The sequence below is a fragment of the Sutcliffiella deserti genome (genome assembly GCF_020037475.1).
Taxonomy (GTDB): Bacteria; Bacillota; Bacilli; order Bacillales; family Bacillaceae_I; genus Sutcliffiella_A; species Sutcliffiella_A deserti.
This window is the reverse complement of record NZ_JAIQDB010000001.1, coordinates 105,279-120,579: the sequence shown is the minus strand read 5'-3', so window position 1 is coordinate 120,579 and position 15,301 is coordinate 105,279. Positions and strand designations below refer to the sequence as shown.

Genomic DNA, 15,301 nt, shown 5'->3' with positions numbered 1-15,301 from the left:
CTTGAGAATTTTGTAGAGATTAATATTTTCAGCCTGTAATGTCACGCTTGTTATAAGATACAAAACCAACCACAACTAATACAAACGCAATTCCTGTAAGTATAGAAACTTTCAAATAATCCATTTCCTCCACTGGCAGCTGTGGAATTTGACCAAACGGAGAAAGATTACCCATCCATTCTGGAAACTGCAGCAAGCCTCCCAAATAAACAACAAAGAAGGAGTAGCCTAAATATAACCATGATAAGCTTACTAGTTTCGGTAATAATCCCAGTAGCAAGACAGTTACCCCAATCATGATCAGAATAGCTGGTAGATAGACCATTGCTGCACGGAATAGAATGCTAAACGAAATAGGGTCTTCCATAACAGAAGAAGAAGCTAACCATAAACCGATAAGCGAAAGGAAGAGCATCAAAAAGCCAGATAGTAGGGAAAATACAAAATAGCTTGCTAATAATGTGTTTCTTGAAACAGCTCGACTTAGTAAATGCTCTGTTCGGTTTTTGTTTTCTTCACCTTTAAGCTTTAGCATAAACATTAAAGCCGGAACAGTACAAATCATGGAAATAACAGACATTAGCATCGATAAATATTGCTCTGTTAAAGAGTACCCTTCTACAGGTGCGAGAAACTCTGTCATGATTTCATTGGTTGCAAAAAAGGATTCTAAATCACCAAACACAGATCCATAGGATAGTCCTAGAATAAACATTCCTATAGCCCAAGCAATAAAACCAGTTCGCTGTAGCCTGAATGCCAGCCCAAAAGGATTGGTAAGGAATGTGGAAGCATGCCTTTTTCCTGGTTTTTGAGGAATAAATCCAGAATCTAAATCCCGGATGCTATTTAAATAAAGTGCTGCAAGAATGATTATAACCGCTGTAGAGGTTGTTAAAATCAAAGGCAGCCAGTAGTTGTTCACATATGCTTCTGTTTTTAAGATCCATCCCAAAGGTGAAAGCCATGAGATTGTTTCATTGCTAACATCTCCTATTGCACGAATAAGGTAGGCTCCCCCTAAAATCGCAAAAGAATAGCCGATCGCACCTCTGGAATTTTCTGAAAGCTGGACAAATAGTGTTGTTACAGCAGCGAAAAATATACCAGTCGCTCCAAGTGCCATTCCATATAACAGCGAACCGTTTAAATCGATGCTTTCAATTCCTAACCCGAATAGTCCTAATCCTATTAAAAGTGCCATTAGCAGATTTGCACAGAGTGCTACACACAGCGTTGCAGTAAGATTTGCTAATCTTCCTACTGGTAAGGAGCGAATCAATTCCACACGTCCATCCTCTTCATCTGTACGTGTATGTCGAGTAACAAGTAGGATATTCATTATGGCAACAACGATTGCAGTGAAAAGCAGCATTTGATGTGCCATCATCGGTCCTTCCGTATAATTGTCTAGTCCGTATCCTGGACCTAGCATCGCAATCATCGCAGGGTTTTTCATTGTTTCAGCGATCGTCTGCTTTTCAACTTCTGTCGGATATAAATCAGTAAAAGCTGAAGCGGTTAGGATAGTTAGAGAAATGATTCCGATTAGCCAAATAGGAAGCCGAACACGATCACGTCTTAATATAAATTTGGTCAGCCCTCCAGTTTGGTAAAATAAAGAGGACCACATTATACTCTCCTCCCTGCTTTTGAATCTGTAGTTGCCTCTTTCCCCACGTAATGGCTCATAAACAAGTCTTCCAAGGTAGGAGGAGAGCTTTCCAACCTGATTACTCCAAATTGACTTATATGCTTTATGACATTCTCTAACGTATCAGCGTCCACTTGAAATTGCAGAGCATTATCCTTTCTTTCTATATCATGAACACCGTTTATACCTTCCAAAGAAGGAAGCGGCTGTCTTGTTTCCACTAATAAACTTGTTCTTGTCAGATGACGCATCTCACTTAACGTACCTGTTTCGATTATCTTTCCTTGTCTGATAATAGCAACTTTATCGCAAAGTTTTTCAACTTCAGATAAGATGTGGCTTGAGAGAAGCACGCTTTTCCCTTGCAACTTAGCATCTGTGACACTTTCCTGAAATACTCGTTCCATTAAAGGATCAAGACCGGAAGTAGGTTCATCTAAAATAAATAAATCTGCTTCTGAGGCAAATGCTGCAATTAACGCCACCTTTTGCCGGTTTCCTTTTGAGTAGGTTCGACTTTTTTTTGAAGGATCCAGATTGAATCTTTCAATAAACTCATTCCTCCGCTTTTCATCATAGGTTCCTCGCAATTTCATAAATAAATCGATCACTTCTCCACCAGTCAAGTTTGGCCAAAGATTCACATCCCCTGGTACATAGGCAATTCGCTTATGAATTTCAACAGCATCCTTCCATGCATCCTTTCCAAAAATGGATGCTTGACCTTTGGATGCTTTCAATATTCCTAGTAATATTCGAATCGTGGTAGATTTACCCGCTCCATTTGGTCCAATAAAACCATAAATTTCTCCACGATCCACTTCAAGGTTTACTCCATCTAATGCCGTGAAATTCCCGAAATTTTTCGTTAAATCTGTTGTTTTAATTATAGCCATTATTTTTCCTCCCCTTATAATATATTCGATAGATCGTTTCAAGTTATGAAATATTTTAACTTATAGAGTTCATAATATATAAAAAAAAGGATTGTGACAAGAGTTTATGAACTATAATAATTGTTTTATTACATAAATTTTATTAAACTGTTTAAGAGGTGAACAATATGGACGGTTTTAAAAGGCGAAGAGAGCATAAAATGAATAATATTCTAGAAGCAGCATTAGCATTATTCATGGAGTACGGTGTTCAAAAAATATCGATAGCTGAAATAGCCAATAAAGCTAATGTTTCGCAAGTTACGATATATAACTATTTTGAAAGTAAGCATAATTTAATTCATGAGGTATTTTTGCATTATATAAATAAGGTATCAAATGAATTTGAAGAGCTCGTGTATAGTAATATTGCCTTTCCGGAAAAAATCAAGAAAATTATATTTAATAAAAAAGAAGTATCTACTCAAATTAATGAAGAGTTTTATCAATATTTGATGAAAGAATATTCAAAAGAGGATAATGAGATCGAGAGAATATACATTGAAAAGGCTGTCCCATATTTCACTTATATTTTTAAAGAAGGAAAAGAACAGGGATATATTGATCAAAGTTTATCAGATGAAGCGATCCTTTTCTATGTACACATGCTAAAGGAGTATATGCAGCGTGAAGAGGTTTATCAAAAAGTTCTTCCATTGACAGAAGACATCACAACTATTTTCTTCTATGGAATTTTAGGGAAAAGAGAATAAAGGAAATGATACGAAGACTTCATTTTTTTGCTGAAGTCTTCGTTTTGTATTCCCATTTACTTTTTCATTAACTGAAACTTTATTGAAAGTCCTATTTTGGGCCAATCATATTAGATGGGTTTACCCATTGATCAAATTCTTCTTCTGAAAGTAATCCAGTACTAATTGCCGCTTCCTTTAAAGTGGTTCCCTCGCTATGAGCTTTTTTAGCGATTTTGGCTGCATTTTCATATCCAATATGAGGATTTAAAGCTGTCACTAGCATTAAAGAGTTGCGCAAATTAAAGTCTAATTTTTCATAATTCGGTTCTATCCCTACAGCACATTTATCGTTAAAGCTTGTAATCGAATCAGATAAAAGTCTTGTTGACTGAAGGAAATTATAAATAATAACTGGTTTATACACATTCAACTGGAAATTCCCTTGGCTTGCTGCTATGCCGATTGTAACATCATTTCCCATAACTTGAGTCGCTACCATCGTTATTGCTTCACTTTGAGTAGGGTTTACTTTACCCGGCATAATGGAACTTCCTGGCTCATTTTCGGGAATAAAAATCTCTCCAATTCCACTGCGTGGGCCGCTTGCCAGCCAACGTATATCATTGGCAATTTTCATCAGGTCTGCAGCAAGAGCTTTTAAAGAACCGTGGATGTATACTATTTGATCGTGACTTGTGAGAGCATGAAATTTATTAGCTGCTGAGGTAAAGGTTTTACCAGTATATAATGAAATTTCCTCTGCCACCAGTGTTCCAAAGTCAGGGTGAGCATTTAAGCCAGTTCCTACTGCTGTCCCGCCGATTGCAAGCTCCTTCATATATGGAATGCTTTCCCTTAGCATCTTTTCATTCTTTTCGAGCATATGATGCCATCCACTAATTTCTTGTCCAAGGGTAAGCGGTGTTGCATCCTGAAGATGTGTGCGACCAATTTTAATTACGTCTTTAAAGCTTTCCTCCTTTTCCGCCAATGTCTCTTTTAATATCGAGAGTGAGGGTAGCAGAAAATCTTCTATAGCTAGCACACCCGCTAAATGAAGGGCTGTAGGAAAGGTATCATTAGAGCTTTGGGACATATTCACATCATCATTTGGATGAAGTGTCGTGTCAAAGCCTCTTTCTTTAAGGATCTGATTACCTCTATAAGAAATTACTTCGTTTAGATTCATATTTGTCTGAGTACCGCTTCCTGTCTGCCATACAGAAAGAGGGAAATGATCATTCCACTTTTCATTATTGATCTCCTCACAAGCTAATGTGATTGCTTCTGTCTTTTCAATCGTCAATTTCCCCAGCTTATAATTGGCAACAGCCGCTCCCTTTTTTAAAAGAGAAAAAGCTTTAATCATTTCGATAGGCATTAGTTCCGTACCAATTGCAAAATTCTCTTTGCTTCTTTGTGTTTGCGCTCCCCATAACTTATTTTCCGGTACATTTATTTCTCCTAAAGTATCTTTCTCAATTCGGTATTTCATCCCACTCTTCCTTTCTCTTTGAAATTCTTTTAAAAAGAACTACCTTCTAATCTATTCCTATATTCAAACTATCCAAAACAATCTTATTTTAGACAAAAACACAGAAAACCCGTTTCCCAATAAAGGAAACGGGGTGAAAAATGGATTAATTTAATTGTGCTTCTCTATTAATTGCTTCTAATCTGCGTTTTACTTCTTCTTCAGGTAATTGGTGTTCCGTAACATAACGGTTTCTAGGATGTTCTCTACATTCAGAAGAACAGCTGCGTAGATAACGATGCTCGTTCTCTTCTGAAGTTAATATTTTTTTGTTGCATTCAGGATTAGCACAATTCACATAACGTTCACAGGGCTCACCTGAGAAGTAGTCCTTGCCGACTACGATATGTTCTTTTTGATTGACAGGTACACTGATTCGTTCATCAAATACATAGCATTGACCATCCCATAGTTCCCCTTGTACTTCTGGATCTTTACCATAAGTCACAATACCGCCTTCAAGCTGTGCGACATCCTCAAAACCTTCTTCTAATAACCAGCCGGAGAATTTTTCACAACGGACCCCGCCTGTACAATATGTTAGGATTTTTTTGCCCTCAAAGTTTTGTTTGTTTTCTTTGATCCATTGAGGCAATTCTTTAAAAGTATTGATATCAGGACGTACGGAGCCTCTAAAATGTCCAAGGTCGTATTCATAATCATTCCTTGCATCAATGACAACCGTATCTTCCTTTTTCATTGCTTCATAGAATTCTTTAGGTTTTAAGTGCTTACCCGTTGTTTTATTTGGGTCTATATCATTTTCAAGACGCAGAGTTACCAGTTCGGGTCTAAATCGGACTTTCATTTTCTTGAATGTATGATCATCGGCCACATCTATTTTATAGATCATATCCTCAAATAGTGGATTGGCTTTCATATGCTCCATGTATGCATCTGTCTGTTCCACAGTGCCTGAGACGGTTCCATTAATGCCTTCAGCTGCTATTAAGATACGCCCCTTTAAGCCTAATTCTTTACAAAATTCAAGGTGAGCCTGTGTAAATTCTTCCGGGTTTGGAATTTCAACATATTTATAATACAGTAACACTCTATATTCTTGAGTCATTTTTATCACCAATATCCTTTTATGAGTATGTGTGGTTAATGTGTATATTGTAAATAGAATATACAACATAATACTATATCAAAAAAGGTTTGTTTGTTGCAACATTAATCATGAATATTTGTCCGTTTTTTGCCGTAAAAAGGAGAGGTACGAGACCTCCCCTCCCCCTTTATACATCCGATTCAAAATCTGTAGAAGGCGCACTATTATATACTTCCTTGTCAAGATTATTCGTCACTTTACCTGTCAATACTCCTGCGGTCATACTACCACTCACATTCACTGCTGTACGTCCCATATCAATTAAAGGTTCTACCGAAATTAACAAACCTGCAAGCGCGATCGGCAGGTCCATTGCTGATAAGACCAAGATCGCTGCGAACGTTGCACCTCCACCAACACCAGCTACCCCGAAAGAGCTTATTGCAACAATTAGGATCAGCATAAATAAGAAGGACGGATCTAACGGATTTATTCCAACTGTCGGAGCAATCATAACAGCAAGCATCGCAGGATAAACACCGGCACATCCATTTTGTCCAATGGATAATCCAAATGATCCTGCAAAATTGGCAACTCCATCTGAAACTCCCAATTCCTTTGTTTGAGTTTTGATATTTAATGGTAAGGCTCCTGCACTTGTTCTAGAAGTAAATGCAAAGGATAACACCGGAAATGCTTTTTTCATGTACGTTATAGGGTTTAGCCCAGCAAACGTTAAAAGCAATAAGTGAATGCCGAATACAATGAGTAGGGCTACATAGGAAGCAGCTACAAATTCCCCCAGTTTCGCTATGGCTCCATAATCACTAGTCGCTGTAACCCTTGTCATAATGGCCAATATTCCGTATGGAGTTAATCGAAGTATTAAAGTGACGACACGCATAATGATGGTATAAAAAGTGTCTACGAGTTTTGCAAAAGATTCTGCATGCTCTGAATTTCTTCTACGAACACCAAGATAAGCTATACCAATGAATGCAGCAAATATTACAACGGCGATGGTGGATGTAGAACGTGCACCCGTAAAGTCTAAAAAGACATTGGAAGGCAGCAAGTCAAGCATTTGTTGAGGAAAGGATTTGGAGGCAAGATCACCGGCCCGTGCTTCCATTTGCTCCCCACGTGCAGTCTCGGCATCACCCTGTTCAATTTGAATCGCTTCTAAATCAAAAACAAGCGTGGTTCCGATGCCTACTGCCGCTGCAATAGCTGTGGTTCCTAATAGTATTCCGATAATTAATGCACTAATTTTGCCGATATTACTTTTTAAGGTTAAACGAGTAAATGCGGCAATAATACTAATGAAAACTAATGGCATGACAATCATTTGGAGGAACTTGATATAGCCATATCCAACAATATTAAACCATTCAATGGAACTAGCAAGAACCTCAGAGTCAGAGCCATAAGCATACTGTAAGCCGAGCCCAAAAATAATCCCAATGCCTAAACCTGCAAATACCCGTTTAGCAAATGACACTCCCTTTTTTTGTAGAATGTAAATCCCATAACAAAGTAAAAGTAATAAAATAATATTAAGGACAATGAAAAATGTGTTCATGCAGACACTCCTCCTTGTACCAAGAATTTTAAGAAGAGTTTCCTCTTCTCTACATCTTATGGAAAGGAACCATGAACATTCTAATTTCTTTATTTTATTGCTGGGGCTTATCGCTATTGTCTTGTCTTTCTCTTCAACTACTGCTGTTTGTACTCCCTTTGTTCAGCTTAAGAGTGTGTTAGGATTTAGTTCCGATACATCATTCTTCATCTATCTCGAACTTCGTGTACCTGCTATGCTACTGTTAGTACATTATACTTCGTTAACCTTGCTTTTCGTGTACTTTGTTCGATCTTGAAGGTATATCATTCTCCCTCAACCTTGCTTTTCATGTACTTTGTTCGCTCGTGAATGTACATCATTCTCTGTAAATATTGCTTTTCATGTACTTTGTTCACTCGTGAATGTACATCATTCTCTGTTAATATTGCTTTTCATGTACTTTGTTCGCTCTTGAATGTACATCATTCTCTGTTAAAATTGCTTTTCATGTACTTTGTTCGCTCCTGAAGGTACATCATTCTTCGTTAACCTTGCTTTTCATTTACTTTGTTCGCTCCAGAAGGTACATCATTCTCCGTTAACCTTGCTATTCATGTACTTTATTCGCTCCTGAAGGTCCATCATTCTCTGTTAATATTGCTTTTCCTGTACTTTGTTCGCTCTTGAATGTACATCATTCTCTGTTTAAATTGCTTTTCATGTACTTTGTTCGCTGCTGAAGGTACATCATTCTCCGTTAACCATGCTTTTCATGTACTTTATTCGCTCCTGAAGGTACATCATTCTTCGTTAACCTTGCTTTTCATGTACTTTGTTCGCTCCTGAAGGTACATCATTCTCCGTTAACCTTGCTTTTCATGTACTTTGTTCGCTTCAGCTCCAAAACAAGGACGTATACGAAGCCTGCTTTACAATTGAAGAACTAGCCAGAAGCGAGGAAAGTTTGATAGTCTTTACCACCTGCAGCTATACGTTGCTTATTTTTAATTAAGTTATCACCAACGGGAAGTTTTTATAATTTCCTGGTTTACCACAAAAAAAATACAGCAATCCCATTTAAGGAATTACCGTATCTTAATAAAAAAGAATTATTCTTGATTTTCTTCAAGTTCTCCAAAAGCAGATGAAACCTTTTCGAACTCTTCATCAGACTCAATTTCTAAGAGCCCGCCATCTTCCTCCACCTTTAAGAAGAAAATATCGATGTCCCCTGTTTCTTCCTGCTTTTCAATTTCCTCTACAAACCCTACAGCAATATAGCTCGAACCCTCTACTTCCATTGTCCCAAGGACTTCTAGTTCTTGTTCTTGATCATTTTCATCCTGAACGTAAAATACTGATCCTACTTCGAAATGTTCCATATGTAAATCTCCTTTCGATTTCATTATAGTTACTATCCTATCTTCCCGTTGAGAATAATTTATATTCCTTTTTTAAAAGAAAAATAGCCCTGTCTATCTTACCATAATGTGCTAATCTTATTAAGAGAACCTTGAAAAATCTTCAAAATACCATTGGGGGTTATAAAATATGCAGGACATACGTGATTATGATGCAGTTGGTCTGGCAGAATTGGTGAAAAATAAAGAAGTTACGCCACTTGAGCTTGTTGACACTGCCATCTCAACAATTAAAGAAATGAATCCTACTATCAACGCGGTGATTACTGAGATGTTTGAAGAAGCTAGAACAATAGCAACTTCCGGGGATATTACTGGTCCTTTCGCAGGAGTGCCATTTTTAATGAAAGATTTGGAGTCTTTCGCTGAGGCACCTTACACAGCAGGTTCCAAATTTCTAAAAGAATTTATTTGTCCAACCGATTCTGTATTATCCTCCCGTATTCGTAAGGCAGGGTTGATAACGATTGGAAAAACGAACACCTGTGAATTGGGGATCCAACCAATAACGGAGCCGGAACTCTTTGGCCCTACACGAAACCCTTGGAATACCGCTTATACAGCTGGCGGGTCTAGTGGAGGTTCTGCTGCTGCGGTTGCCTCAGGTTTTGTCCCAATGGCGCATGCTTCAGATGGAGGAGGTTCTATACGGATTCCAGCATCTTGTTGTGGTATTTTTGGAATGAAAATTAGCAGGGGAAGAAATCCTCGTAATCCTGATACATTAGGTCTAGGAGTAAGTCATTGTGTTTCACGGAGTGTAAGAGATAGTGCTGCACTACTAGACGCTACCCATGGCAAAGGTTTGGGAGACCCTTACATTGCTCCTGTTCCCGCTCGTTCTTTTCTAAGCGAAGTTACAACTAATCCTGGGAAATTACGAATTGCTTTTTTATCTTCAACGTTCGACGGGAAGCCGATTCATCCGGATTGTCAAGACGCTGTTCTTGATGCAGCTACACTCTGTGAAACCCTTGGTCACCATGTGGAAGAAGCAACACCAAAAATTGATGTTCAGCGCTTCACAGAAGCTTTTACGGTACTATGGTATCAAATGGTCTCTCAAGGTATCACTTCACTTCCTAATCTTGTTGGACGAAAAGCTAACCAGGAAGACTTTGAAAGACTCACATGGGAAATTGGACAAGTCGGAGCAAGTTATACAGGAATAGAAACCCTTTCTGCAATATCGTATATGCAACACGTAGCACAAACGTTAGCAGTGTTTTTTCAAGACTACGATATATTACTTACACCGACCCTTTCTAAGCCGCCAGTAAAAGTTGGAGAGCTTGTCTATCAGAGTGATCTTGAAGAATATTCTAAACTCGCAAATGGCTGGGTACCATTTACACCTGTAGCCAATGCAACTGGTGTTCCAGCCATGTCTGTTCCACTTTATTGGAATAAAGAGAACCTACCTATAGGTGTACAGTTTTTTGCTCCTTATGGTGACGAAGCGACTCTGTTTCGGCTAGCAGGTCAGCTTGAGCAGGCAAGGCCATGGTCAGCTAAAAGACCGGAAATGGCTCTATAGAGGTCATATTGTTTCTGCGACTTCAACGAATGTAATGGTTTGTACCAAAACTTTTAATGTAAATTTGACAACCGTTGTTTATAAAACTTAAGATTGTTCCCTCGCTAAGTTAAAAGTCTTTTCCCATGTTTCGCGAATAAATTGATGGTATGGTGTATGTGGTAAATCTGCTACAGCGAGCTTTGCTTTTTCTGCATGAACCAAAGCGGTTTTAATATCTTCCCTTTTGATAAGGCAGAGCGCCATGTATGCATCTGCTGTTGAAAGCATGGCGCGGTCAAAGGGGTGATGGGCATATTCGGGAAAGACAAATCTCTCTAATTCCTCATACGCGAGATCAATCTTTCCAAGCCCATAATATGCTCTTGCCAACTCTAAGTTCCAGTGTCCATTTTCTTCTATTGCTCCGAAATTTTTATCACATCTTATGCTTTCAATCATTTCCAGTGCTTTATCGTGATTGTTTAAGTATACATTCTCATAATGAACTTCTAGATACATACAGCTCTCTAGCCCATCTGCACGTTCAGTAAACTCGGCAAACTGACGTGATTTCATTAATGTATAGCGCCTTTTCTCATCATCACCATTCAATAAAGCACTAAAAGAAGCGATTCGGTAAATATCATCCATCAGATAATAAATATTATTTCTCTTTGAAAATGCTATCACTTGCTCAAGCATACTTGATCCTTCCTCATATCTTCCAACTGAAAAGAGCAACAAGGCCTCTAAATAATCAGACTCGATTTGCACGAGTGGATCACTCAGCAGCTCGCGTGATTTGTATTCCTGTTTAAAACTTAAAAGTTCTTCTAACGCCATTTGATAGTTGTGCGTAACAAATGTGTTCAATACAGTTCGAAGCTGCGCTTTGTACACACTATGAAATAGTGAAAGCGACTCATAGTAAGCAATCGCCTTTTCTAAATAAGTGCTTCCTATTTCATATTCTTTATCACCATAATGTATTCTTCCGGCAATTTCATAAAAGCGGCCGGTTTCATATGTTTTTGGTAGATCTTCATTGAATACGGTGATTAGTTTTTCCTTGATCAGCGAAGAGATTCTCTTATATTCCTTCATTGAACTGGAATTGTGCAGCTTTTGCAAATCATCTTCTAGCTCAATGAGGCTTCTTTTCATCGCTTCACTAGATTCTTCAGCGAGAAGCACTTGAACATTTACACCTAGCTGCTTTGCAATATGTTGAAGACTTTCCATGGAGGGATTGGACCTGCCGTTTTCAATCAGGCTCAACATCCCTTTAGACATTTCATTCCCTGCAACATCAACTAGGGTCATTTTCTTTTCTTTTCGTAATTTACGAACCCGTTCTCCCAATTTACTCATCTTCTTCATCCTTTATCGCCTATTTTGTTTAATTATATTAAACTTTTTATAGATTGCAAACAAAAAGCATGTTATGATTAGTTTAATTAAATTAAACTTTTATGAAGTGAGGGGTATTTATGAATGATCAGCAGCGTTTACTAAAAGCCACCCGCAATATGTTCTTTTTCACGGGTGGCGAGTTTATTGGTACAATCGGCGCTCACATTTATATGTTTGGTATTAGTTTTTTTGTCCTGACATTAACAGGATCTGCTTCAAGTTTTGCACTGACAATACTGTGCTCAATGGTTCCAAGAATTATTCTTTCACCTATTGCCGGTCATGTTGTTGATCGACTGCCAAGGAAACATGTGGTCATTGTTTCCCATGCCATGATGACAGTAACCATGTTGCTCGTCTTTCTCTATACGCTATCTTTTGGATTAAATTTGCCGGTTATTTATATAACGGCTGTCATCTTAGCAATCTTTTCTACCTTTGCAGGCATAGGGTTAACGGCTGCGATACCTAACTTTGTCGATGATGCACGTATTCAACGCGCAGTTTCACTTACTCAGTCCTCCACTTCTCTTGCAGGCATTTTAGGTCCTGTACTTGGTGGTGTTATGTACGGTTTTTTCTCGATTGAGGCTTTCCTTCTTATTCATGCCATCGCATACGCGACAGCATTACTATGTGAAATTAATATTGATTTTACGCTATATAAAAAAGAGGAACCTGCCACGGAAAATCATAAAGACGAGCCGCTTATCGACAGTCTAAAAGCAGGTGCTTCTTATGTTAAAGGTCATCGTGTGCTGCTCCCTATCATGCTTGTTGCCCTTTGGATTAACTTCTTTTTCATGGCTGCAATTGTTGGCCTGCCTTATATAATCATCGAGCTTCTTGAGGGCACCTCGAAACAGCTTGGTTTAATTGAAGCGATGATCGGATTAGGTACACTCGTACTGTCTGTTTATATTTCGACTCGAAAAGAATTTCAGAAACCGATTCGCATGATGCGTTATGGCATGATTAGCATCGGATTGCTTTTTGCATTCTTGGCGCTGCCACTTCTCATTCCAATGGGCTCACCAGGCTTTGTTTTCTATTATATGGCGCTTAACTTTTTATTCGGCGCTTCCATGATTATTATCAATACACCTATCATGGTTCTTATGCAGAAAACAACTCCCGAACATTTTCGGGGAAGAGTGTTTGGGTTACTTGAAATGGTAGCCTCAGGTATTTCTCCGATTGGTCTTGTATTATTCGGGTTTCTCTATGATTTCGTTTCCCCTTCAGTCATAATCCTGATTTCAGCAGGGCTTCTGATCATGGTGACAATTATTGGATTACGACCTTCAAAGGTTGATGATGAAATTGTGACGGCTGAAGTGGTTGAAGAAGAAAATGTTAGCGTAGCAAAAGCTTAATAGAAGCGCGGTTCCTTTTAAGGGACTGCCCTTGTGATATTTCATAGGCTGACTTAGGTAATCCATTTTAGCATAATCACCAGACTTATACTTTGAACAAATAATATACTAGACCATTCCAAATGCAAAAAACGGCATCCCATTAAGGGTGCCGTTTTTAAAATAATAGGTTATGTAGCAAGCCACAGTTGCCGTAACTTAATATAAGAAAGTTTTAAACCACCACTCCTTAAAGTGGGTGTTCGCAAAAACCATCCTGTCGTCCTCTATCGCGGAGGCTTGACATTCCTGTTTCTATATAAAACTCCCTATTACAGCTTAAAGGTTAAAACTTTGTTATGGTTACGCACATCGTAGCTTGTTTTCTTATAATACAAGAGAACGAGGAAAAAAGCAACTGCCAAATCTAATACTTCACATAATGGCAGTAAGAAAATGTGTTTTGTCATTCGAATTATTCGAAAAGAGCCTAATTGAATTTCCTGAAAACCAATGTAGCATTATGACCGCCAAAGCCGAGAGAGTTAGACATTGCCACTTCAACAGAAGTTTCTTTACAGCTGTTTGGAATGTAATTTAAATCCAGCTCTTCATCAGCTGTTGAGTAATTAATGGTTGGAGGAATCATACCTTCTTTAATAGCCAGTATAGCAAAAATTGCTTCAACTGCTCCTGCAGCACCTAGCATATGACCAGTCATCGATTTTGTTGAACTAACTGCGAGTCTATAGGCGTGGTCTCCGAACACTTTTTTAATTGCTTGTGTTTCATATAAATCATTGTAATACGTAGAAGTTCCATGGGCATTAATATAGTCCACTTGCTGTGTTGTGATGTTTGCATCCTGTAGAGCCAGTTTCATTGCACGTTGGCCACCTTCCCCATTAGGTGCAGGTGTTGTTATATGGTATGCATCTCCTGTTGCACCATATCCCACTATCTCGCCATAAATTCGGGCTCCACGGCTTCTGGCATGCTCTAGTTCCTCTAAAATCATAATTCCTGCACCTTCAGCTATAACGAATCCATCTCTATTTTTATCAAAAGGTCGACTTGCTTTAGTAGGATCTGGATTAGTGGAAAGCGCAGTCATATTAGTAAAACCAGCAATGGTCATTTCTGTTATGGATGCTTCTGTTCCCCCTGCTATCATGACATCTGTAATTCCATTTTGGACTACCCGAAACGCGTCACCAATTGAATTTGCTCCAGACGCACAAGCCGTAACGGAGCAGTTATTCATCCCCTTGGCACCAAGCTCAATGGATACTCTTCCAGATGCCATGTCTGGTATAAACATTGGAATGGTGAACGGGCTAACTCGTTTTGGGCCTTTTGCTAGGAAACGTTTATGCTGTTCTTCAAATTCATCCAGTCCTCCAATACCTGAACCGATCCAAACTCCTGTACGTTCGCCATCTAGATTATCACCCACTTTTAAACCAGCATCGTTCATTGCCATTTTACTTGCAGCGATTGCAAAATGGGTAAAGCGTGCCATTCTCCTTGCTTCCTTGCTATCTATGTAATCGGCAGGATTAAAATTTTTCACCTCGCCTGCAACCTTTACCTGAAAGTTTTCACTATCAATTCTAGTAAGAGGAGCTATTCCTGAATTTCCTTTCACTACATTATTCCACGTTGTTTCCATAGTGTTTCCTAAAGGAGTTACTGCCCCTATACCAGTAATCACCACTCTTTTTTTCATATAATTTCTCCCCTTCAATAATTTTATGACCTAGTATTAATATCTGATATCTACTACCAATTTTATCATAAAATTTATAAAAGGGAAGAAATTAAAAAAGCCAACAAAAGATGATTATCTTTGTTGGCTTTTTTCAAAAAATTATAAAGAAGCTAATTGCTTTGTGCAATACTCTTTTATTGCTGCAATTTCTTCATCCTCTAATTCGAAATCCATAGGAGTATTTGTATTTCCCTCAAATAGATAATATTGTGCGATTCTGGCTGAATTCTCATCAACGGCTAAAATTACCTTCAAGTATACCCCGTTCTCGTTATACAATTCATCGTCTTCCGGCAAATCTATATCCAATATGAACTCATAGCGCTCCCCTACCAAAATTCCCGTTGGATCATTTATCTTATCTACTTCATGTCTTGTAATATTCATCT

At 38.4% G+C, this 15,301-nt stretch carries 12 protein-coding genes and 1 other RNA gene; 3 read left to right on the top strand and 10 right to left on the bottom strand.

Going from position 1 to position 15,301, the window contains the following annotated elements:
* Nucleotides 1–28 precede the first annotated feature (28 nt).
* The gene (locus tag K9B36_RS00540; RefSeq protein ID WP_223699996.1) at nucleotides 29–1,633 is read right to left on the bottom strand and encodes an ABC transporter permease; all 1,605 of its coding nucleotides are present in this window, start codon (nucleotides 1,631–1,633) and stop codon (nucleotides 29–31) included.
* Nucleotides 1,633–2,550: an ABC transporter ATP-binding protein gene (locus K9B36_RS00535; RefSeq protein ID WP_223699994.1), complete on the bottom strand. Its 918-nt coding sequence runs from the start codon at nucleotides 2,548–2,550 to the stop codon at nucleotides 1,633–1,635. The genes K9B36_RS00540 and K9B36_RS00535 overlap by 1 nt, the downstream gene beginning before the upstream one ends.
* 167 nt (nucleotides 2,551–2,717) lie before the next feature.
* Between K9B36_RS00535 and K9B36_RS00530 the strand changes: the two genes are divergently transcribed.
* Nucleotides 2,718–3,302: a TetR/AcrR family transcriptional regulator gene (locus K9B36_RS00530; protein ID WP_223699992.1), complete on the top strand. Its 585-nt coding sequence runs from the start codon at nucleotides 2,718–2,720 to the stop codon at nucleotides 3,300–3,302.
* A 91-nt stretch (nucleotides 3,303–3,393) separates the two neighbouring features.
* Here the strand turns inward: K9B36_RS00530 and fumC are convergent, their stop codons facing one another.
* The 4 genes from fumC to K9B36_RS00510 all read right to left on the bottom strand — a co-directional run bounded on the left by fumC (nucleotide 3,394) and on the right by K9B36_RS00510 (nucleotide 8,815).
* Nucleotides 3,394–4,779: a class II fumarate hydratase gene (gene fumC / locus K9B36_RS00525; RefSeq protein ID WP_223699990.1), complete on the bottom strand. Its 1,386-nt coding sequence runs from the start codon at nucleotides 4,777–4,779 to the stop codon at nucleotides 3,394–3,396.
* Between the two features lie 145 nt (nucleotides 4,780–4,924).
* Nucleotides 4,925–5,887 carry an oxygen-dependent tRNA uridine(34) hydroxylase TrhO gene (gene trhO / locus K9B36_RS00520; protein WP_223699988.1) on the bottom strand — a complete coding sequence of 321 codons (963 nt, stop codon included), beginning with the start codon at nucleotides 5,885–5,887 and terminating at the stop codon, nucleotides 4,925–4,927.
* 169 nt (nucleotides 5,888–6,056) lie between these two features.
* Entirely contained in the window at nucleotides 6,057–7,451 is a 1,395-nt protein-coding gene (locus K9B36_RS00515) for an L-cystine transporter (RefSeq protein WP_223699986.1), read from the bottom strand.
* Nucleotides 7,452–8,542: 1,091 nt separating this feature from the next.
* Nucleotides 8,543–8,815 carry a DUF1292 domain-containing protein gene (locus K9B36_RS00510; protein ID WP_223699985.1) on the bottom strand — a complete coding sequence of 91 codons (273 nt, stop codon included), beginning with the start codon at nucleotides 8,813–8,815 and terminating at the stop codon, nucleotides 8,543–8,545.
* A 169-nt stretch (nucleotides 8,816–8,984) separates the two neighbouring features.
* Here K9B36_RS00510 and K9B36_RS00505 point away from each other — a divergent pair, with 169 nt between their 5' ends.
* A complete protein-coding gene (locus K9B36_RS00505; RefSeq protein ID WP_223699983.1) occupies nucleotides 8,985–10,391 on the top strand; it encodes an amidase in 1,407 nt (468 codons plus the stop codon).
* Nucleotides 10,392–10,478: 87 nt separating this feature from the next.
* On the opposite strand, the gene K9B36_RS00500 is transcribed toward K9B36_RS00505, so the two are convergent.
* Nucleotides 10,479–11,744, bottom strand: a complete 1,266-nt coding sequence (locus K9B36_RS00500; RefSeq protein ID WP_223699982.1) for a helix-turn-helix domain-containing protein — start codon at nucleotides 11,742–11,744, stop codon at nucleotides 10,479–10,481.
* A 119-nt stretch (nucleotides 11,745–11,863) separates the two neighbouring features.
* On the opposite strand from K9B36_RS00500, the gene K9B36_RS00495 reads away from it, so the two are divergent.
* The gene (locus K9B36_RS00495) at nucleotides 11,864–13,162 is read left to right on the top strand and encodes an MFS transporter (protein ID WP_223699981.1); all 1,299 of its coding nucleotides are present in this window, start codon (nucleotides 11,864–11,866) and stop codon (nucleotides 13,160–13,162) included.
* 175 nt (nucleotides 13,163–13,337) lie between these two features.
* Here the strand turns inward: K9B36_RS00495 and ssrS are convergent.
* From ssrS to K9B36_RS00480, 3 genes are all read right to left on the bottom strand, one after another.
* A non-coding RNA gene (gene ssrS, locus K9B36_RS00490) (6S RNA) lies at nucleotides 13,338–13,525 on the bottom strand.
* Nucleotides 13,526–13,631: 106 nt separating this feature from the next.
* A complete protein-coding gene (gene fabF, locus K9B36_RS00485; RefSeq protein ID WP_223699980.1) occupies nucleotides 13,632–14,870 on the bottom strand; it encodes a beta-ketoacyl-ACP synthase II in 1,239 nt (412 codons plus the stop codon).
* 141 nt (nucleotides 14,871–15,011) lie between these two features.
* Entirely contained in the window at nucleotides 15,012–15,299 is a 288-nt protein-coding gene (locus K9B36_RS00480; RefSeq protein WP_223699978.1) for a DUF6509 family protein, read from the bottom strand.
* Between the last annotated feature and the right edge of the window lie 2 nt (nucleotides 15,300–15,301).

What these genes read in the sequence shown, in the direction of transcription:
- K9B36_RS00535 (WP_223699994.1), bottom strand. Translation starts at nt 2,550, where the DNA reads ATGGCTATAATTAAAACAACAGATTTAACGAAAAATTTCGGGAATTTC.
- K9B36_RS00495 (WP_223699981.1), top strand. Translation starts at nt 11,864, where the DNA reads ATGAATGATCAGCAGCGTTTACTAAAAGCCACCCGCAATATGTTCTTT.
- fumC (WP_223699990.1), bottom strand. Translation starts at nt 4,779, where the DNA reads ATGAAATACCGAATTGAGAAAGATACTTTAGGAGAAATAAATGTACCG.
- K9B36_RS00500 (WP_223699982.1), bottom strand. Translation starts at nt 11,744, where the DNA reads ATGAGTAAATTGGGAGAACGGGTTCGTAAATTACGAAAAGAAAAGAAA.
- K9B36_RS00505 (WP_223699983.1), top strand. Translation starts at nt 8,985, where the DNA reads ATGCAGGACATACGTGATTATGATGCAGTTGGTCTGGCAGAATTGGTG.
- K9B36_RS00540 (WP_223699996.1), bottom strand. Translation starts at nt 1,633, where the DNA reads ATGTGGTCCTCTTTATTTTACCAAACTGGAGGGCTGACCAAATTTATA.
- K9B36_RS00530 (WP_223699992.1), top strand. Translation starts at nt 2,718, where the DNA reads ATGGACGGTTTTAAAAGGCGAAGAGAGCATAAAATGAATAATATTCTA.
- trhO (WP_223699988.1), bottom strand. Translation starts at nt 5,887, where the DNA reads ATGACTCAAGAATATAGAGTGTTACTGTATTATAAATATGTTGAAATT.
- K9B36_RS00515 (WP_223699986.1), bottom strand. Translation starts at nt 7,451, where the DNA reads ATGAACACATTTTTCATTGTCCTTAATATTATTTTATTACTTTTACTT.
- fabF (WP_223699980.1), bottom strand. Translation starts at nt 14,870, where the DNA reads ATGAAAAAAAGAGTGGTGATTACTGGTATAGGGGCAGTAACTCCTTTA.
- K9B36_RS00510 (WP_223699985.1), bottom strand. Translation starts at nt 8,815, where the DNA reads ATGGAACATTTCGAAGTAGGATCAGTATTTTACGTTCAGGATGAAAAT.
- K9B36_RS00480 (WP_223699978.1), bottom strand. Translation starts at nt 15,299, where the DNA reads ATGAATATTACAAGACATGAAGTAGATAAGATAAATGATCCAACGGGA.